Origin of the sequence: Kribbella sp. NPDC056345 (assembly GCF_042262745.1) — a bacterium.
GTDB lineage: Bacteria > Actinomycetota > Actinomycetes > Propionibacteriales > Kribbellaceae > Kribbella.
Map to the genome: position 1 here is coordinate 77,221 of NZ_JBHJQQ010000001.1, position 18,929 is coordinate 96,149.

13 protein-coding genes are annotated in these 18,929 nt (G+C 67.4%); 6 read left to right on the top strand and 7 right to left on the bottom strand.

Annotated features, from left to right (window positions below; translation table 11 throughout):
• Positions 1 to 39 precede the first annotated feature (39 nt).
• The gene (locus ACFCV3_RS00400) at positions 40 to 1,638 is read left to right on the top strand and encodes a peptide-N4-asparagine amidase (RefSeq protein WP_376024712.1); all 1,599 of its coding nucleotides are present in this window, start codon (positions 40 to 42) and stop codon (positions 1,636 to 1,638) included.
• Here the strand turns inward: ACFCV3_RS00400 and ACFCV3_RS00405 are convergent.
• The 3 genes from ACFCV3_RS00405 to ACFCV3_RS00415 form a co-directional block, all read right to left on the bottom strand.
• Entirely contained in the window at positions 1,635 to 2,660 is a 1,026-nt protein-coding gene (locus tag ACFCV3_RS00405; protein WP_376024714.1) for an aspartate-semialdehyde dehydrogenase, read from the bottom strand. The genes ACFCV3_RS00400 and ACFCV3_RS00405 overlap by 4 nt on opposite strands.
• 186 nt (positions 2,661 to 2,846) lie before the next feature.
• Positions 2,847 to 3,032, bottom strand: a complete 186-nt coding sequence (locus ACFCV3_RS00410; RefSeq protein WP_132194310.1) for a tautomerase family protein — start codon at positions 3,030 to 3,032, stop codon at positions 2,847 to 2,849.
• Between the two features lie 21 nt (positions 3,033 to 3,053).
• Positions 3,054 to 4,565, bottom strand: coding sequence for a sodium:solute symporter family protein (locus tag ACFCV3_RS00415; RefSeq protein ID WP_376024716.1), 1,512 nt, complete (start codon positions 4,563 to 4,565; stop codon positions 3,054 to 3,056).
• Positions 4,566 to 4,726: 161 nt separating this feature from the next.
• On the opposite strand from ACFCV3_RS00415, the gene kduI reads away from it, so the two are divergent.
• Genes kduI through ACFCV3_RS00440 form a run of 5 tightly spaced genes read left to right on the top strand, consistent with a single transcriptional unit; the run spans position 4,727 to position 12,847 of the window.
• Positions 4,727 to 5,563, top strand: coding sequence for a 5-dehydro-4-deoxy-D-glucuronate isomerase (kduI, locus tag ACFCV3_RS00420; protein WP_376024718.1), 837 nt, complete (start codon positions 4,727 to 4,729; stop codon positions 5,561 to 5,563).
• A complete protein-coding gene (locus ACFCV3_RS00425; RefSeq protein WP_376024720.1) occupies positions 5,560 to 6,321 on the top strand; it encodes an SDR family oxidoreductase in 762 nt (253 codons plus the stop codon). The genes kduI and ACFCV3_RS00425 overlap by 4 nt, the downstream gene beginning before the upstream one ends.
• Before the next feature lie 20 nt (positions 6,322 to 6,341).
• Positions 6,342 to 7,091, top strand: a complete 750-nt coding sequence (locus ACFCV3_RS00430) for an IclR family transcriptional regulator (RefSeq protein WP_376024722.1) — start codon at positions 6,342 to 6,344, stop codon at positions 7,089 to 7,091.
• 54 nt (positions 7,092 to 7,145) lie between these two features.
• Entirely contained in the window at positions 7,146 to 10,160 is a 3,015-nt protein-coding gene (locus ACFCV3_RS00435; protein ID WP_376024724.1) for a CBM35 domain-containing protein, read from the top strand.
• Positions 10,161 to 10,189: 29 nt separating this feature from the next.
• A complete protein-coding gene (locus ACFCV3_RS00440) occupies positions 10,190 to 12,847 on the top strand; it encodes a BTAD domain-containing putative transcriptional regulator (RefSeq protein WP_376024726.1) in 2,658 nt (885 codons plus the stop codon).
• 1 nt (position 12,848) lies between these two features.
• Here ACFCV3_RS00440 and ACFCV3_RS00445 read toward each other — a convergent pair whose 3' ends face one another.
• From ACFCV3_RS00445 to ACFCV3_RS00460, 4 genes are read right to left on the bottom strand one after another with little or no spacing between them, the layout of a single operon-like run.
• Positions 12,849 to 13,475: an MOSC domain-containing protein gene (locus tag ACFCV3_RS00445; RefSeq protein ID WP_376024728.1), complete on the bottom strand. Its 627-nt coding sequence runs from the start codon at positions 13,473 to 13,475 to the stop codon at positions 12,849 to 12,851.
• Between the two features lie 14 nt (positions 13,476 to 13,489).
• Positions 13,490 to 14,389 carry an aminoglycoside phosphotransferase family protein gene (locus tag ACFCV3_RS00450; protein WP_376024730.1) on the bottom strand — a complete coding sequence of 300 codons (900 nt, stop codon included), beginning with the start codon at positions 14,387 to 14,389 and terminating at the stop codon, positions 13,490 to 13,492.
• Positions 14,389 to 16,275 (bottom strand): translation elongation factor 4, encoded by a 1,887-nt coding sequence (gene lepA, locus ACFCV3_RS00455; RefSeq protein WP_376024731.1) that lies wholly within the window; start codon positions 16,273 to 16,275, stop codon positions 14,389 to 14,391. Before lepA ends, ACFCV3_RS00450 begins: the two co-directional genes overlap by 1 nt.
• A gap of 49 nt (positions 16,276 to 16,324) precedes the next feature.
• Positions 16,325 to 18,883, bottom strand: coding sequence for a hypothetical protein (locus ACFCV3_RS00460; RefSeq protein ID WP_376024733.1), 2,559 nt, complete (start codon positions 18,881 to 18,883; stop codon positions 16,325 to 16,327).
• Between the last annotated feature and the right edge of the window lie 46 nt (positions 18,884 to 18,929).

An 18,929-nucleotide genomic window follows, 5' to 3' on the forward strand; every position in this document is an offset into this window, starting at 1 on the left:
GCTTGCCCACCGCGACCTTCTCGATTACGTTTCCGCAACATGCGCATCCGGTCCGTGGCCATTGTCTCACTCTCCGTCCTGCTGCTCGCTCAATTCGGCCCAGCGGCAGCCGTCCCGCCGCCGCCGGAGTTCGGCACCGACTACGACGATCCCCGCACCCCGGTGCCCGCAATCGCCGTCCCGGACACCAAGCACTGCCAGGTGCAGATCGTCCGGCACGGCTTCCGCAACTTCGACCCGTACCGGTCCACCTACACGCCCCCGGCCGCCTGCCAGGGCCCGTGGTCGAAGGTTGTGCTGCGGATGCATGGCGAGGTGAAGGGCGTCCAGTACGACCGCCTCGGCCACATCACGATCGGCGGCGTCGGCGTCTTCCGGACCTCGACCCCGGAGCCGAGCGCCGACGGCATCGCCTGGGACGTCGAGAAGGACGTCACCTCCTACGCCCCGCTGCTCACCGAACCGCAGCCGGTCGTGATGGAGCTCGGCAACGTCGTCAACGAGACCTACACCGGTGTGCTGGACATCACGGTCACCCTCGACTTCTACAGCACCGGCCGCCGAGTCCCCGCCGCCAAGACGGCGAACGTCGTACTGCCCCTGCAGGACCAGCGCCGCGAAGAATCCGACCTGATCGGTACGGCGACGCTCCCGCGGAACACGACTCGTCTCCTCGGCGAGGTGTACGTGACCGGATCGGGTGGTGGCTGCGAGGAGTTCTGGGACACCTCAGCCCCCGCGGAGACGGGCTACTCCTGCCCGGACGGATCGCCGTACCGGGAGGTGGACGTCTCGATCGACGGCAAGCCGGCCGGGATCGCGCTCCCCTACCCGTACATCTACACCGGCGGCTGGTCGAACCCGTACTCCTGGCGCCCGTCTCCCGCGCCGCGCGCGTTCGACATCAAGCCCCTGACCTACGACCTGACGCCGTTCGTCGGACTGCTCACCGACGGCAAGCCGCATGAGTTCCGCGTCCACGTGAACGGCGTACCGGCCGGCCAGAGCGGCTGGTTCACCGTCCCGAACCTGCACGTCTGGACCGATCCGCACCGCAGTCGGACCAGCGGCAAACTCACCTCGTACGCCGTCGCCCCGCTCACCAAGACCGACGAGGTGACCGGCGCCCCGAACCAGGCCGGATCCGTGTCCACCAAGGCCTCTCGCACGCTCAAGATCAGTGGCTATGTCGACACCTCGGCCGGCCGGATCCGCACGACAGTCCAGCGCACGCTGCGCAACACCTCCGACCACACCTGGACTGCCGGTGAGACCCACGACAGCCTCGATGCCAGCTGGCGTGACACCTCGGTCGTCACCAGTGGCGGCAAGGTCGAACTCACCGACCTCGACTACGGCAAGACCGGTCTGCTCACTTTCTTGCCCAACGCAACGGTCCCCGGCGGGTACGACGTGGTCACGGATCTGAAGATCTACGACAAGATCCGGACCACGCGCGGATTCAGCAACGAGACCTACGACGGTCGCGCCTCCTGGATCTACAACGTCCCCCGGGACCAGCGGCACGCCACCGGCACCCAGACCGTCCGCTTCCAGTCCTTCGGCGCGAACGGCTGCTACGACCACACCCTGCAGGCCGTCAACGGCATCTACACCAAGGACTACTACCGCTGCTAACGAGCGGCGAGCAGCTCCGCGATCTGGACGGCGTTCAGCGCGGCGCCCTTGCGGAGGTTGTCGTTGGACACGAAGAGTACGAGGCCGCGTCCGTCCGGGACCGACTGGTCCTGGCGGATCCGGCCGACGTACGACGGGTCCTGGCCGGCCGCGAGCAGCGGTGTCGGCAGGTCGGCCAGTACGACGCCGGGCGCGGAACCGAGGATCTCGATCGCCTCGGCGGGCATGATCGGGCGGTCGAACTCGGCGTGGATGCTCAGTGAGTGACCGGTGAAGACCGGCACCCGGACGCAGGTCCCGGCGACCGGGAGGTCCGGCAGGTGCAGGATCTTCCGGCTCTCGTTGCGCAGCTTCTGCTCTTCGTCGGTCTCACCGGTGCCGTCGGCAACGATCGACCCGGCCAGCGGGAGCACGTTGAACGCGATCGGACCGGCGTACACCTTCGGCTCGGGCAGGGTGATGCCCTCGGTCCCCAGCGCCAGCCGGCCACCGACCTCGGCGAGTGCGCGGGTCTGGTCCTCCAGCTCGCTGACCCCGACACCGCCCGAGCCCGAGACGGCCTGGTAGGTCGAGACCACCAGCCGGGTCAGCGTGGCGGCCGCGTGCAGCGGCTTCAGCACCGGCATCGCGGCCATCGTGGTGCAGTTCGGGTTGGCGACGATGCCCTTCGGCAGGTGGTTCAGGTCCTCCGGGTTCACCTCGGAGACGACCAGCGGGACCTCGGGATCCATCCGCCAGGCCGACGAGTTGTCGACCACCACGGCTCCCGCGGCAGCCACCCGCGGCGCGAGCTCCAGCGACGCCGTCTTCCCGTTCGAGAACAGCGCCAGCTCCAGCCCACCGAAGTCAGCAGTCGCCGAATCCTCGACCGTGATCTCGCGATCCCCGAACGGCAGCTTCGACCCGGCCGACCGCGCCGAAGCGAAATACCGCACCTCGTCGACGGGGAACGCGCGCTCGACGAGCAGCCGCCGCATCACGCTGCCGACCTGACCTGTAGCTCCAAACACTCCAACTCGCATGGGCCGAGCCTACTCGGCGACGGCGCGGCCGAGCTGGGGATTTCGGGGAGCGGACCTGCAGGCCATCACAACTGCCCGCGCAACCGCGCGCTGAGCGTGGGCGCAGGTGGCCGAGCGCAATTGTGAGGGGACGCAGGTCCGCCCCACTCCCCCAGGCGGAGGGGAATGGGGCGGGCGTGTTGCGGGTCAGCTGTCGGAGACGAGGACTCCGCCGTTGGCTACGTCGGACTTCTCGATCTCCTGGAAGACGATCCGGACGGCCTCGCGCTTGGCGCCGAGGATGGCGATCGCGGAATCCGTGACGGCGGCGACGAACTCGCGGCGCTGGTCGAGGGTGCGGCCGGACAGCAGTTCGACGGTGATGTTGGGCATCTGCGGTTCTCCAAAGAGGGTTCAGCCGAGAGCGGCGGCGCGCCGGGCGGCGACCTCCGCGGAATCCTCGGGGTCGGTGTTCAGCGAGTCGAGCAGGTTGTCGACGTCGTCCTTGCGCTCCGGCAGCAGCAGGCCGAGGCCCACGAAGATCACCAGAGAGGTTGCCAGCGGCAACGCGACGACCAGGGTGGTGTCGGTGGAGCCGACGCCGTACTTCACGATCGCCCAGGTGATCAGGCCGATCGCCCAGGAGACGAGCGCGGCCCGTGGACCGGAGCGCCGGAACCAGGGCAGCAGCCCGAGCATCAGCGGGATCGCGATCGGCCCCATCGTGGCGGCCACCAGGTCGACCACGATCTTCAGGACGACGCCTTCGCCGTTGGTGGCGATCGCGATCAGCATGCTCACCGTGACGAAGGTGAACGTGGTGATCCGGGCGAACTTCAGGGCGCCCGCCTCGGTCAGCTCGCGGACCTTCTTCACCAGGACCGGGGCGAGGTCGCGGGTGATGACGGAGGAGATCGCGTTCGCGTCGGAGGCGACCATCGCCATCGTGTGCGAGAAGAAGCCGGCCAGCACCAGCCCGATCAGGCCGCTCGGCAGCAGCAGCTGGGCCAGTTGGACGTAGGACTGCTCGGCCTTGCCCGGGTTCACCAGCAGCGGCGCGGCGCACATCGGGATGAACAGGATCAGCGGCCAGACCAGCCAGAGGAACGACGACAGCAGCGCGGACTTCTTGGCCGCGGAACCGGACGGCGCAGCCATGTAGCGCTGGGCCAGGTTCCACATGCCGCCGTTGTACTCGAAGGTTTTGATGAACAGGAACGCGACCAGGAAGATCGGTGTGTACGGCCCGTTCAGCGCGTCACCGTGACCCTCCGGAAGCTTGTCCCACATCGTCCACAGCGTCGAGACACCACCCAGGTGCGAGAGCACGCCGACGAACATCGCGATTCCGGCGGCGGCCTGGATGATGAACTGACCGAAGTCGGTGAGGACGTCGGCCCACAGTCCGCCCAGCGTCGCGTAGGCCATCGTCACCACGCCGGTGAGCAGGATGCCCCACCGCATCGGTACGCCGGTGAAACCGTTCAGCAGGATGGAGATCGCGACCCACTTGGACGCAATGTCGACGACCTTCAGGGCCGCACCGGAGTAGGCCAGCGCCTGCTGGGTCGGCAGGTTGTACCGGCGGGCCAGGTACTCCAGTGGCGAGACAACCCCGTGCTTGGCTCGCAGCCGGTTCCAGCGGGCGGCGAACAGGAACGCACCGATGCCGACACCGACACCGATCGACACTGCCCACCAGACGTAGACGGTGATGCCGTAGTTGAAGGCGACGGCGGCGAACGCGACGAACATGACCGCGCTGTAGCCGGACATGTGGTGCGAGATGCCGGACAGCCACCAGGGAATCCGGCCTCCGGTCGTGAAGTAGTCGACGACGTTCTTGATCTTGGTGCGGGACCAGAGTCCGATCACCACCATCAACACGAAATAGCCGACCAGGACTGTCCAGTCCAGAGCGGTCATGGGGATCCTCCCAGGGACAACGGGCGAGTGACTGGAAGGTTCCACCGAACAGAACACCGTGTCAAGACACGGAACCCGGAACAAAATCCTTCCTAGTTCCACGGGGAAATCCACGCCCAGCACCGTTTGACAGACGGTTCCACGACATAGAACCTAGTTCTGTGAATGCTCAGTCGCCGCTCCAGATCCGCCACGCCACTCACCCCGCCCAGGTGCCCGGCTTCGACACCGCAGGGCTGCGCGCGCAGTACCTGGTCGACGACCTCTTCACCCCGGACACGGTCACCGCGGTGCTCACCCACCACGACCGGATCGTGCTGGCCGGCGCCGTACCAGCCTCTGGCCCCCTGACCCTCGGCACCTGGCCCGAGCTGCGCAGCGAGTACTTCTTCGAGCGCCGCGAGGCCGGCATCGTCAACGTCGGCGGCCCGGGCACGGTCACCGCCGACGGCACCAAGTACGAGCTCACCACCGGTGCCTGCCTGTACGTCGGCCGCGGCACCCGCGAGGTGATCTTCGAAGGCACCGACTCGGCGTTCTACGTCTTCTCCGCCAACGCGCACACCGAGTTCCCGACCGCGCTGGTCAACCCCGGCGAGGGCAACCGCCTCGAGCTCGGCGACCAGCAGACCGCGAACCGCCGGACCATCGACCAGTACATCCACGCCGGCGGCGTGCAGAGCTGCCAGGTCGTGCTCGGCGTCACCACGCTGCACGCCGGCAGCACCTGGAACACGATGCCCGCGCACACGCACGACCGCCGTACCGAGTGCTACTTGTACTTCGGCCTCCCGGAGACCGAGCGGATCGTCCACCTGCTCGGCGAACCCGACGAGACCCGGCACCTGCTGGTGGCCGACCGGCAGGCGATCATCTCCCCGAGCTGGTCGATCCACTCCGGCGTCGGCACCTCGTCGTACAGCTTCGTCTGGGCGATGGCCGGCGAGAACCAGGCCTTCACCGACATGGACGGCGTCGACGTCCGGGACCTGCGGTGACCGAGGAGCTGTTCAGCCTCAAGGGCCGTACGGCGCTCGTCACGGGCGCCCGGCGGGGTATCGGAGCGGCCATCGCCGCCGGGTACGCCGCTGCCGGCGCCGAGCTGATCCTGTTCGCCCGCGACGCGGCGCTCGAGGACACGCTGGAGGCGATCAAGCAGAACGGCGGTGGCGAGGCGACCATCGTGACCGCCGACTTCGCCGACCCCGACGCCGTCGAAGCGGCGGCGATCGAGCTGGCGCGGACCCGGCAGGTCGACATCCTGGTCAACAACGCCGGCACGATCCGGCGGGCACCCGCCGCCGAGACCAGTACGGCGGACTGGAAGCACGTGATCGACGTGAACCTGAACTCCACCTGGGCGGTGACCCGGCCGATCGGCGCCGCGATGGCCGAACGGGGGTCCGGGAAGATCGTGACGATCGCATCCCTGCTCAGCTTCCAGGGCGGGATCACGGTTCCGGCCTACACTGCCAGCAAGCACGCGGTCGCGGGACTGACCCGGGCGCTGGCCAACGAATGGGGTACGGCCGGCGTCCAGGTGAACGCGATCGCACCGGGCTACATCAGTACCGACAACACCACCGACCTGCGGGCCGATCCGGAGCGCGAGACCGCCATCCGGTCCCGTATCCCGGCCGGTCGCTGGGGACGGCCGGACGATCTCGTCGGCGCGGCCGTCTTTCTGGCCTCGGCGGCGGCGGACTACGTCAACGGTCATATCCTCGCGGTCGACGGTGGCTGGCTGGCCAGATAAGGAGTGGCAGGATGTCCGACATGAGTTCGCCCTCGGCCATCGACAAGACGTTGATGGTGTTGGATGCCGTCCTGGAGCACTCGCGGTTCACCGATGTGGTGAATGCGACCGGTCTGGCCAAGTCCACCGTGCACCGGATCATGGCCTCGCTGGTGGAGCACGAGTTCGTCGCGCAGGCCGACGACGGCTCGTACCATCCGGGCCCGAAGGCACTCCGGCTGGCCGGGCACGCCCTGACGAACGTCGACCTGGCCACGGTCGCCCGCCCGGTGCTCGCCGATCTGGTCGCCCAGACGCGCTGCACCGTGCACGTCGGCCTGCTCAACGGCGACGAGGCGATCTATGTCGCCCGCCTGGACGGCCCCAAGCCGTACCGGATGCCGTCCCGGGTCGGGAAGGCGTTCTGGCTGCACTGCACCGGGATCGGCAAGGCGCTCCTGGCGGAGAAGGACGACGCCGCCCTCGACGCCCACATCACCCGGACCGGCCTACCCGCGCGGACCCCACTGACCCACACCACGGCCGCCGCACTGAAGGCCGACCTGGCCCAGGTCCGGACCCGCGGCTACGCGCTGGACGACGAGGAGAACGAACCGGGAATCCGGTGCGTGGCCGCAGTCATCCACGACCACACCGGCATGGCCATCGCCGCGGTCAGTATCTCCACGTTGTCACTGGAACAATCGATCGCCCAGGTGGCCCTGATGGCACCGGCCGCGACCGAGGCGGCCCGCAAGATCTCCGCGGCATTGGGCTATCGGGAGCCTTGAGCGTGACTTATGGTTAGGAAACATTCCTAACTATTAAGTGCAGAGGACCGCCCCATGAAATCTCCTCTCCGCTGGTTGCTCGCCGGAGCTCTGGTCGCCGGAACACTGATTCCGCCGACGTCCAGTGTTGCCGCGGCTGCTGCCTCGGTCAGTCCCCTTCCCGGTTTCCAGTTACAGACGTCGGCGCAGGTCTCCGACGACTCGGCCGTCACCAAGCCGGGTTTCCCGACCACCGGCTGGTTGCCGGTCTCCCCCCGCTCGACCGTCTACGCCGGGCTGCTGGAGAACAACAAGTACCCGGACCCGTTCTTCTCGACGAACATGAAGAACGTCGACAAGGCGCAGTTCACCGTGCCGTGGTGGTACCGCACGGAGCTGCAGCTCAGCGACACCGGCCAGCGCACGTATCTCGACTTCAGCGGCGTGATGTCGCGGGCCGATGTCTGGGTGAACGGCGTCCGGGTCGCCGACAAGAACCAGATCGTCGGCGCCTACACCCGGCACGATCTCGACATCACCGCACAGGTGCGTGCCGGGAGCAACTCGATCGCGTTCAAGGTCTACCCGAACGACCCGAACCGCGATCTCACCATGGGCTGGATCGACTGGGCCCAGACACCGCCGGACAAGAACATGGGCATCGTGCGGGACGTCCTGGTCCGGCGCAGTGGCGCGGTCGCCCTCCGCGGCGCGCACGTGCTCACCAACCTGACAGTGCCGTCGCTGAACCATGTGGACCTCACACCGAAGGTCGACGTCCGCAACGACTCGGCCGCCCCGGTGACGACCACGGTCAGCGGGACAGTGGCCGGCGTACCGGTCAGTCAGACGGTGTCGCTGGCGGCCAAGGAGAAGAAGACGGTCACCTTCGCGACGATCGGGCTGGACAACCCGAACGTCTGGTGGCCGGCCGGGATGGGCGGTCAGCCGCTCTACGCGATCGACCTGACCGCATCGGTCGGCGGTACGGCGTCCGACAGTACGTCGGCCAAGTTCGGCGTACGGGATGTGAAGGCGCCGCTGAACAGCAGTGGCGGCCGGCAGTACTCGATCAACGGACGACCGCTGCTGATCAAGGGCGGTGGCTACTCGCCGGACCTGTTCCTGCGCTGGAACAAGACCGCGGCCGCCGACAAACTCAAGTACGTCAAGGATCTGGGCCTGAACACGGTTCGCCTGGAAGGGCACATCGAGCCGGACGAGTTCTTCGATCTGGCCGACGAGCTCGGCGTCCTGACCATGCCCGGCTGGGAATGCTGCGACAAGTGGGAAGGTCAGGTCAACGGCAAGTTCCCGTGGACGGCCGAGGACTACGTGACCGCCAGGTTGTCGATGACCGGTGAGGCGGAGCGGCTGCGTAACCACCCGAGTGTGTTCACGTTCCTGATCGGCAGCGACTACGCGCCGGACGCGACGATCGAGAAGGGTTACCTCGACGCGCTGAAGGCCGCCGACTGGCAGACCCCCGTCATCCCGGCCGCCGCCAAGCGGTCCTCGCCGCAGCTCGGCGCGTCCGGGATGAAGATGAACGGCCCGTACGACTGGATCCCGCCGAACTACTGGTACGACAAGGCCCACACCAACAGCGGTGGCGCGTGGAACTTCAACTCCGAGACCTCGGCCGGACCGGACATCCCCACCCTCGACACCCTGAACCGGATGATGACGCCGGCCGAGCTCGAGGTGCTCTGGAAGAACCCGTCGGCCAACCAGTACCACCGCTCCGAGTCGACGACGTTCGGCAACCTCAGGTTGTTTGGAGAAGCGCTCTCCGGCCGGTACGGCGCTCCGGCGAATCTGAACGACTACGTGAAGAAGGCGCAGCTCGCGGCGTACGAGAACGTGCGGGCCGAGTTCGAGTCGCACAACCGCAACTTCAGCGACTCGTCGAACCCGTCGACGGGGCTGATCTACTGGATGCTCAACAGCGGCTGGACGTCACTGCACTGGCAGCTCTTCGACGCCTACTTGGATCAGAACGGTGCGTACTACGGCGCCAAGAAGGCGAACGAGCCGCTGCACATCCAGTACTCGTACGACACCAAGTCCGTTGCCGTCGTCAACCAGAACCACGCTGCGGCGTCGGGGCTGACGGCTTCGGTCAAGCTTTACAACATCGACGGAACCGAGAAGTTCTCCCAGTCGGCGAACGTGACGGTCCCGGGTGACGGCGGCAAGACGACGGCGTTGACGATCCCGGCGGTCAGCGGTCTGACGACGACGTACCTGGCGAAGCTTGTGCTGACGAACTCCTCCGGCGTCGAGGTGAGCCGGAACGTCTACTGGCTGTCCACCAAGGAGGACACGCTCGACTGGAACAAGACCACCTGGTACACCACGCCGACCACCAGCTACGCCGACCTCAAGGGTCTGTCCTCGCTTGCGCAGACCCCGGTGTCAGCGAGCGCTTCGACGACGACCTCCGGCGAGAAAACCATCACCACGGTGACGCTGAAGAACACGTCGACTTTGAAGACCCCTGCGTTCTACCTCGACGCGCATGTCGTGACGAACGGCAAGCCGGTGCTGCCGATCCAGTGGAACGACAACGCGGTATCGCTGTGGCCGGGCGAGTCGACGGTACTGCGGGCGACGTACCGAACCGCGGATCTGAAGGGTGCCTCGCCGTCGGTGCGGATCACCGGGTGGAACACGGCCACCCAGACGATCCCAGGCAACGGCGGCGGATCCATCACTTACGAGGCCGAGGACGCGACCATCACGAACGGCTCGGTCGAGTCGAACCACGCGGGCTTCACCGGACGTGGTTTCGTGAACTACGACAACGCGGTCGGCAGTGCAGTCGAGTGGACCGTCAACGCGGCCAAAGCCGGCCCGGCCACGGTCGAGCTGCGCTACGCCAACGGTACGACGGCGAACCGGGCGATGGACGTGTCGGTGAACGGCACGGTCGTCTCCCCCGGGCTCGCCTTCGCCGGGACCGGCGCCTGGACGTCCTGGCAGACCAAGTCGATCACGGTCAATCTGGTTGCGGGAAGCAACAAGATCAAAGCCGTCGCCACCACGGCGAACGGCGGTCCGAACGTGGACAAGCTCACCGCGTCATAGAATCGGAGCCCCAGGGCTCGGGAGGTCGGATGCGGTTCGCGGTGCTCGGCAGTATCGAGGCCCGGACCGACGACGGCGGACTGGTGGACCTGGGGCACCTGCGGCAGCAGTCCGTGCTGGCCGTCCTGCTCGTCGAGCACGGGCGGCCGGTGCCGGCCGACGTGCTGGTCGACCGGGTGTGGGGCGACGCAGCACCGCAGCGCGCGCGAGAGACCTTGTACTCGTACCTCTCCCGGTTGCGGCGGATTCTCGGCGACGTGCTGGTACGGCGGCCTGGTGGCTACCTGCTCGAGGTCGCGCCCGAGCAGATCGACCTGCACGCCTTTCGCACCTTGGTCAGTACGGCGTCCCTGCCGGAGGCCCTCGCGTTGTGGAGGGGCGAGCCCTTCGCCGGGCTGGACACACCGTGGTTCGTCGAGCAGCGGCACGTCCTGGTGGCGGCACGGTTCGCGGCCGAGCTCGACCTGGCGGATCGCCAGCTGGAGCAGGGCGCACACGACCAGCTGCTGCCGAGTCTGATCAGCCGTGCCGAGGCTCATCCACTGGACGAGCGAGTCGCCCGCCAGCTGATCGACGCGCTGGACCGGGCGGGCCGGACGGCCGAGGCACTCGACCAGTACGACCGGATCCGCCGGCTGCTGTCTGCCGAGCTGGGGATCGACCCGTCACTCTCGCTCCAGCAGCTGCATCAACGGCTGTTGCAGCGGCCCACCACCAGCCGGGCCGTGCCACGGCAGCTACCGGCGGCACCTGGGACCTTCAGCGGCCGTTCCGCGGCACTCGATCAGCTCAGACCGGATGCGGGGATCACCGCGGTCAGTGGGATCGGCGGGGTCGGGAAGACGTCCCTGGTCCTGCATTGGGCGCACCGCAACCTGGACCGGTTCCCGGACGGGCAGCTGTTCATCGACCTGCGCGGGTTCGACCCGACCGATGCGCCGCTGCCGGTCGCGACTGCGCTCACTGCGTTCCTGCATGCGCTGGGCGCTCCGGACACCACAATCGCGGCCGACGAGCAGGCCCGGGTCGGGGCGTACCGGACCTTGCTGGCCGGCAAGCGGATGCTGATCGTGCTGGACAACGCGATCGACAGCTCGCAGGTTGTCCCGCTGCTACCTGGCCGACCGGGCTGCACGGTCGTGGTGACGAGCCGGAGCCGACTCGGCGGGCTGCTGACGCACCACTCCGCCGTACTGGTCGATCTGGACGTGCTGCCAGCTGTGGAGGCCGATGCGGTACTTGCCCGGCAGGTCGGCGCGGCTCGCCGTGCGGCCGAGCCGGAGGCGTTTGCGGAGTTGCTGGAGCACTGTGCCGGTCTGCCACTCGCACTGGCGATTGTGGCGGCACGTGCCGGGTCGCGTCCGGATCTGCCGCTCAGTGTGCTGGCTGACGAACTGCGTGAGTCCCGGCTCGACGCGCTCACCACGGACGAGCTGACGGACAGCCTTCGGAGCGTCTTCGCGTCGTCGTACCGAGCGCTGTCGCCAGAGGAGGCCGAGCTGTTCGTCATGATGGCGCTCGCGCCCGGACCGGACCTCGGGATCAGCGCTGCGGCCAGTCTGGTCGATCAGCCGACCGCACGCGTCCGTCCGCTGCTGAGGCGGCTGGAGAGCGCCAACCTGATCAGCCAGAACGCCCCGGGCCGCTACCGCATTCACGACCTACTCAAGCTGTACGCCGTCGAGCAGCACGACCCGGAGTCACGCCGAACCGCCCTGCGCCGACTGGTCGACCACTACCTGTTCAGCACCTACAACGCAGACCACCTGCTCGCACCACGCCGCCCCCAGCAACAGCTTGAAGACCCGGAGCCCGGCTGCCGTCCGGTCGAACACACCGACCGCACTGCGGCCCACCAGTGGCTGGATGCTGAGCACGCCTGCATAGTCAGGGCACAGCGCCTCGCCGCCGCCGAAGGTCTGCACACGCGGGTGTGGCAGCTCGCCTGGGCGCTCAACACCTTCCACAACCGCGGCGGCCATCAGACCGCCCAGTTGATCGTCTGGGAACGTGCACTGGCCTCCGTGCCGGAGCTGACCGATCCGGCCGTGCAGGCACTCGTGCTGCGCTTCATCGGCCACGCCTACGCGAAGGTCGGCCGGCACCACGAATCCATGCAGGTACTCACCGAAGCCTTGCAGTACGCCGAACGCGACGGCTCCGCGCTCGTACTCGGTCACGCCCACCAAGCACTGGCCTCAAGCTACGAGCGGCGGGGTGACTACGAGAACGCCTTGCCGCACGCGCTGCAACAGTTGTCGTACCGCCGCCGTCTGGATCCCGTCTGGGCCGCTGACGCACTCAACCTCGTCGGCTGGCTCTACGCGCTCAGCGCCCGCTACGCCGAAGGCCGTCCGTACTGCGAGGAGGCCCTGAGCATCTACGTCTCGGTCGGCGATCGCGACGGCGAAGCCGTGACCACCGACAGCCTCGCCTACATCGCCCACCACGAAGGCCGGTACGCCGATGCGGTCGCCGGCTATCAGCACGCCATCGGCATCTTCCGCGAGATGGGCAACACCTACCACCTCGCGAACTCGCTGGAACACATCGGCGACACCTACCTGGCCCTGGGCGATCAGGCCGCCGTACGGGCGCATTGGCAGGAAGCCATCGACCTGCTCCGCCAGCAGGGCCGAGACGCGGACGCCGCTCGGCTCACCAAGACGTTGGACGAGCTCGACTGAGTCAGACGCGGGCGACGATGCGCTGGGCGATCCCGCGGACCTCGTCCTGGATGTCGGCGCCGGAGTCGAGCATCCGCTGCATCTTGGCGGAGTCCTCGCCGGTGAACATCCCGGCGACGGTCACCTCGTGGTCGGGGCGGCTGACGACCTCGATGCGATCCCCGGCGCCGATGGTGCCGGTCTTCAGCACCTTCAGATAGGCGCCGGGCCGGGCTGCCTGGTGGAAACGCTTCACCCAGTGCGGCTCCTGCATGCGGTGCTGGAAGGTGATGCACGGGACGCGCGGCGACCGGACCAGCACCTCGACCTCGTCACCGATCCGCCAGACCTCGCCGATCAGTGCGCCGTTGACGTCCAGTCCTTCGGTGCGGAGGTTCTCGCCGAACAGACCGGTGGGGATCTCGCGGCTGAGCTCACCGGCCCACCAGCCCGCGTCCTCTTCGGCGTACGCGTAGAGCGCCTGGTCGGGACCACCGTGGTGCTTGGTGTCGCAGACCTGGTCACCGGCGAGACCGAGGGTGCCGACGGCCACCCGCCCGGCCTGGGGCCGCTTGTCGATCGCGGTGAGCCCGGACTCCTTGGGACCCGGGATCAGTTCCTCGACGACGTTCACCGTCAGCAGCTTCATAGCCGCCAGCGTAGCTACTCCTGGATGGCCTTGACGATGGAGATATTGCGGGTCAGCCAATCCTGCGGCAGGTTCGCGCCGGAACTCTCGAGCGTCCAGAGCACGTTCAGCATCTGCCGGACGATCACCCACCCGCGGGCCCGCTCCTCGTCGAAGCCGGCCGCGTCGATCGTGGCGTAGAAGCGCTGCTGGACGGCGAACCGGAGATCACCGGTGATCTCGTCCCAGCGATTCCAGATCAGCGGAGCGACCTCGTAGTGCGGGTCACCGGACAACGGCTTGGGGTCGATCACCAGCCACGGCTCGCGCGTCGCGGCCAGCATGTTCTCGTAGTGCAGGTCGGTGTGGATCAACCGGCCGTCGGTGGCCGGATCCGAGACGAAATCCTCGGCCAGCGAGATCGCCTGCTCGACATACCGATGCGGCACCGGCGCGGACGCCGGCAGCTGCCGGAACCGCTCCAACCACCGTTTGAGCTCCCCTGACAAGGTCCGGTACTGCGGCCCGGCGACCACGTGCAGCCGCTGGTACGTCGTACCGACGAGCTCGCACGCGTCGAGAACCGGAAGGGTGGTGAGGTCGCGCGATTCCAGCCGCTCGAGCAGCAACGCGAACCGCCGCGGATCCGCCCGCAGCAGCTGGACCGCGCCGTTCCCGGCCCAGTCGCGCAGCGCGAGATGCTCGGTCTCCGCCTCCCAGTGCGGGAACTGCACCTTCAGTACGGCGCTCTGTCCGTCGGCCGTGCGGACGGGTACGACGAGCGCACACTCCCCGTGCGCCGCCGTACCGTCGACTCGCAGCTGCCACTCGTCGAGCAGCTCACGCGTCAGCCGCGGCAGGCGATCCAGCCAGTCCGCCCAGTCCTGTCCCCTGGAGGCAACGACGAGCAGACCGGCCGGAATCTCGACGGGCACTACTTCTTGGCCTTCTCCGCCGGCTCGTTCGTCTTGAGGGCAGCGATGAAGGCTTCCTGCGGGACCTCGACCCGGCCCACCATCTTCATCCGCTTCTTGCCCTCCTTCTGCTTCTCGAGCAGCTTGCGCTTCCGGGTGATGTCACCGCCGTAGCACTTGGCGAGGACGTCCTTGCGGATCGCGCGGATCGACTCCCGGGCGATGATCCGGGACCCGATCGCGGCCTGGATCGGCACCTCGAACTGCTGCCGCGGGATCAGCTCCTTGAGCTTGCCGGCCAGCGAGACGCCGTACGCGTAGGCGTTGTCGCGGTGCACGATCGCGGAGAACGCGTCCACGGTCTCGCCCTGCAGCAGGATGTCCACCTTGACCAGGTTGGCGGCCTGCTCACCGGTCGGCTCGTAGTCGAGCGAGGCGTAGCCCTTGGTCTTCGACTTCAGCTGGTCGAAGAAGTCGAAGACGATCTCGGCCAGCGGCAGCGTGTAGCGCAGCTCGACCCGGTCCTCGGACAGGTAGTCCATCCCGAGCAGGTTGCCGCGCTTGGTCTGGCACAGATCCATGATCACGCCGATGTAGTCCTTCGGGCTCAGGATCGTCGCCCGTACCACCGGCTCGTAGATGTCGGCGATCTTGCCCTCGGGGAACTCGCTCGGGTTGGTGACGACGTGCTCCTTGCCGTCCTCCATGTCGACCCGGTAGACCACGTTCGGCGCCGTCGAGATCAGGTCCAGGTCGAACTCGCGCTCGAGCCGCTCGCGGACGATCTCCATGTGCAGCAGCCCGAGGAAGCCGCAGCGGAAGCCGAAGCCGAGCGCACCCGAGCTCTCCGGCTCGTACTGCAGGGCCGCATCGTTCAGCTGCAGGCGCTCCAGGGCGTCCCGCAGCGTCGGGTAGTCGTCACCGTCGATCGGGAAAAGCCCGGAGTACACCATCGGCTGCGGGTGCTTGTAACCACCGAGCGCCTCGGTCGCACCGTGGATCGCGGCGGTGACCGTGTCACCGACCCGCGACTGGCGGACGTCCTTCACACCGGTGATCAGGTAGCCGACCTCGCCGACGCCGATACTCTTCGACTTCATCGGCTCCGGGGAGATGACGCCGACCTCGAGCATCTCGTGCACGGCGCCGGTGGACATCATCTTGATCCGGTCACGGTGCGTCAGCTCGCCGTCGACCACCCGGACGTAGGTGACCACGCCGCGGTAGGTGTCGTAGACCGAGTCGAAGATCAGCGCCCGCGGCGGGGCGTCCTTGACACCCTTCGGCGGCTCGATCTGGGCGACGATCTCGCTCAGCAGGTCCTCGACGCCCTCACCGGTCTTCGCCGACACCCGCAGTACGTCCTCGGGCCGGCAGCCGATGATGTGGGCCAGCTCGGCGGCGTACTTCTCCGGCATCGCACCTGGCAGGTCGATCTTGTTCAGCACCGGGATGATCTGCAGATCCGCGTTCAGCGCCAGGTACAGGTTGGCCAGCGTCTGCGCCTCGATGCCCTGGGCGGCGTCGACCAGCAGCACCGCGCCCTCGCACGCCTCCAGCGACCGCGACACCTCGTAAGTGAAGTCGACGTGGCCGGGGGTGTCGATCATGTTCAGGATGTACGTCGTACCGTCCGGAGCCAGCAGGCCACCCGGAGTGTCCGGCTTCGGCGCGAACGGCAGCCGGACCGCCTGGGACTTGATGGTGATCCCGCGCTCCCGCTCGATATCCATCCGGTCCAGGTACTGGGCCCGCATCGAGCGTGCGTCGACCACCCCGGTGATCTGCAGCATCCGATCGGCCAGCGTCGACTTGCCGTGGTCGATGTGGGCGATGATGCAGAAGTTCCGGATCAGCGTCGGGTCGGTACGACCCGGCTGCGGCACATTCGTGGAGCCAGCGGGCACGGAGGGGATCCAGTTCGTCTCGGGTGGTGCTACCTGCACAACTGGTCAATCATCCCATGCGGGCACCATCCCCGCTGCGAGGGCCCAGGCGGCAGGGTAAAGAAGCGGCTGGATACATCTCCAGCAGCTGAAGGATGGGATGCGTGACCTTCACCGGCCCGATGCCCGCCAATCGGTGATAGTACGCCAACGGTCCAGCACTGCCCGTGGCGTAATCGTTACTCAACCTCGACAACGTGGCACCCGGAAAGGCGAGGCCACCCGCAGTCGGCACCGCAAGTGCGTCGAGTCGCTCCGTCACCCGGGCAAGCAACGCCTGATAACCGCTGTCCCGGGTGAGATCACGGCAGTCGAGCAATGCCAGGCCAATGCCGGCCAGGCCGGTATGCACCCCTACCTGCAGCGGATGAACACCTGCCAAAGCCTCGGCCAGCTCGTGACAGCGACCGATCATCTCTGTGTCGCCGCCCTGGAAGGCGTACCGGATGGCGACCCCGAGCACGCCGGCGCGCCCATCCAGCAGCGATGTCGATGCGCGCTCCCGGTCACCCGGAAAAGACTTGTCGAGCATGTGGCGAGCGAAGCGGAGGCCGGCGGCGTAGTACCGCTCATGGCCGAGGACCGTTGCAGCCAGGAGAAGTGCCGCGGAAACGCTGACCCCGGAGTAGGTGCGAAGTGGACCGTTGGCAGCAACCAGAGCCTCGGGGTCGACGGAACACAACTCATCGCAGATCTGGCTCACCGTTGGCAGATCGCCGATTGTCACAACCGCCGCAGATCCGCGATCGCCGCTCTCCAGCCCCAACTTCAGCTCGAGCGCCGACAGTTCGGCCGCGACGCCTGGAGTTCGCCGGACCGAGCCGTCAGATGACTTCAGCAGACTCGTGAGAGAGGAGAGCTGGACAGGGTCGATGTGCGCCGAGATTCCCCACAGCGTTCCAAGAGCTCCCCCGAGGAGGCCCGGCCTCGTGGTTCCCCGGGTTGCGGCGTGCCGAACTGTCCAGTCGACCCAGTCCTTGCGGACCTCGTACCCACAGGCCGCCAACGTCGCTATGACCCCTGCCGATCCATAGCCGAAGCTGGCACCCATGCCACAGTAGGCCGCAGGGTCGCCGGGGAAGAGCACAGCATCGGTGTCCGGAGATCGGGTCGCCACGATCTGGCCGGCGATCGCCTGTGGATCGGTCCGAGAGTCCCACGACCGTGCCTTGGCCGGTTCTCCTGCTTCGAGTGACGCGACGGCGTAGTCGCAGATCGACCGCAGGAGATCCTCCCAGCTCCTCCGGTCGGCTTCTGTCGGGGTTTCGCGCCTCAGCAGGTCGATCATCGCGTCGGCGTCACCGGGTTCCAGACCAAGGCGACAGGACTCGGCCCGGAAGGCCCGCGTCATCACGTCGACATCGAGTTCACCGAGGTTCTGGATCCCGATCAGGCTCGAGAGCACGACCCTGCCGAAAGCATGCAGGTCGTCGGCCACCAAGTTCCCATCGTCCCGCAGGCGAGCCGGCCTGCTGTACCCCGTAGTGCGACCGGAGACACAACGACCTCTGGACTTCGATGCTGCGAACTCGTAATCGACCAGGACGGCCGAGAGCGTTCCGTCAGAGGACGCGTCGATGATGATGTTGCTCGGTGCGAGATCACCATGGGTGGTACCGATGGCATGGAGGTCGGACAGCACCCGGAGCACCTGGAGCATGACACGTGCGATCAACCGCGTGTAGACACGGCCGGTACGGCGGTCTCCTGATCTGCCGTTGTAGATCGGATTCCGTCCCATGACGAGTCCGGACAACGGGAACCCCGCCGCGCGTGTTTCGATGCTCACAACGCCGTCCGGGCAACAGCGGAGCGCAACCGGCTCCGGGGCACCGGACCGGCCGGCCAGCTCGGCGCGGATCGCGTGGTCATGTAGTCGCTGGGCGGCCGCGTCGGAGCGTCCATGCAGACCCGCATAAACGCCCCGCCGGGAAAGCTTGACGACGAACTCGTCAGGAGACGTCGGGCTCTTCGCCAGAAAGGCGGCACTTGCCGGGTTCTCAGCGATCTTCCCGGACACCGTCAGCCCGAGCGTAGAAGCCAGCTCCTCGACGCCGGCAGGGATGAATTGCTGTGCGTGCCGATCAGCCAGGTGGAGCACCGATCTCCGGGACAAGGGTTTCAGCGCAGGGGCGGCCGGTCCACGGAACGGCGCCAGGCCGAGTTCCAGCCCGGTGAGCTCCGGCCATCGCTCGCGGCCCACCCGGAGAACAATGAAACGCGAGGCACACAAGGGATGGGCAGCGCGCGAGTTCAGCCAGCGGTGCGCCGCGGGCGAGCCGGCCACCGCGAACCCCACGTCATGGTCTCGTGCCCAGGTGAGGGACCGCCGAAGGACCTCGTCCGCGTGGCGCAGATGAGATGTCACGACAACATCCGTGCTCTCAGGTGTCGGTAAGCCATCGAAGACGTCCGGGGCCGACGCCAGATAGACCCCCACTCGATGTACCGGTGAACCGTTGGCCGCGGCACGCGCGAGCTCGGCGTACACATCGTCGATCCCGAACGCCGCGTCGGCCACGTACCACGACGAGTTCGCGGCGATCGGTGTCACAACCAGCTCACTCATAGCTGTCACTTCCCGCCGACAACTGGACCTCGGCAAAGCCGAGGTC

Coding starts and splice junctions, on each gene's coding strand:
- ACFCV3_RS00410 (WP_132194310.1), bottom strand. CDS start 3,032: ATGCCCAACATCACCGTCGAACTGCTGTCCGGCCGCACCCTCGACCAG.
- ACFCV3_RS00435 (WP_376024724.1), top strand. CDS start 7,146: ATGAAATCTCCTCTCCGCTGGTTGCTCGCCGGAGCTCTGGTCGCCGGA.
- ACFCV3_RS00430 (WP_376024722.1), top strand. CDS start 6,342: ATGAGTTCGCCCTCGGCCATCGACAAGACGTTGATGGTGTTGGATGCC.
- ACFCV3_RS00445 (WP_376024728.1), bottom strand. CDS start 13,475: ATGAAGCTGCTGACGGTGAACGTCGTCGAGGAACTGATCCCGGGTCCC.
- ACFCV3_RS00460 (WP_376024733.1), bottom strand. CDS start 18,883: ATGAGTGAGCTGGTTGTGACACCGATCGCCGCGAACTCGTCGTGGTAC.
- ACFCV3_RS00440 (WP_376024726.1), top strand. CDS start 10,190: ATGCGGTTCGCGGTGCTCGGCAGTATCGAGGCCCGGACCGACGACGGC.
- ACFCV3_RS00405 (WP_376024714.1), bottom strand. CDS start 2,660: ATGCGAGTTGGAGTGTTTGGAGCTACAGGTCAGGTCGGCAGCGTGATG.
- ACFCV3_RS00400 (WP_376024712.1), top strand. CDS start 40: ATGCGCATCCGGTCCGTGGCCATTGTCTCACTCTCCGTCCTGCTGCTC.
- ACFCV3_RS00415 (WP_376024716.1), bottom strand. CDS start 4,565: ATGACCGCTCTGGACTGGACAGTCCTGGTCGGCTATTTCGTGTTGATG.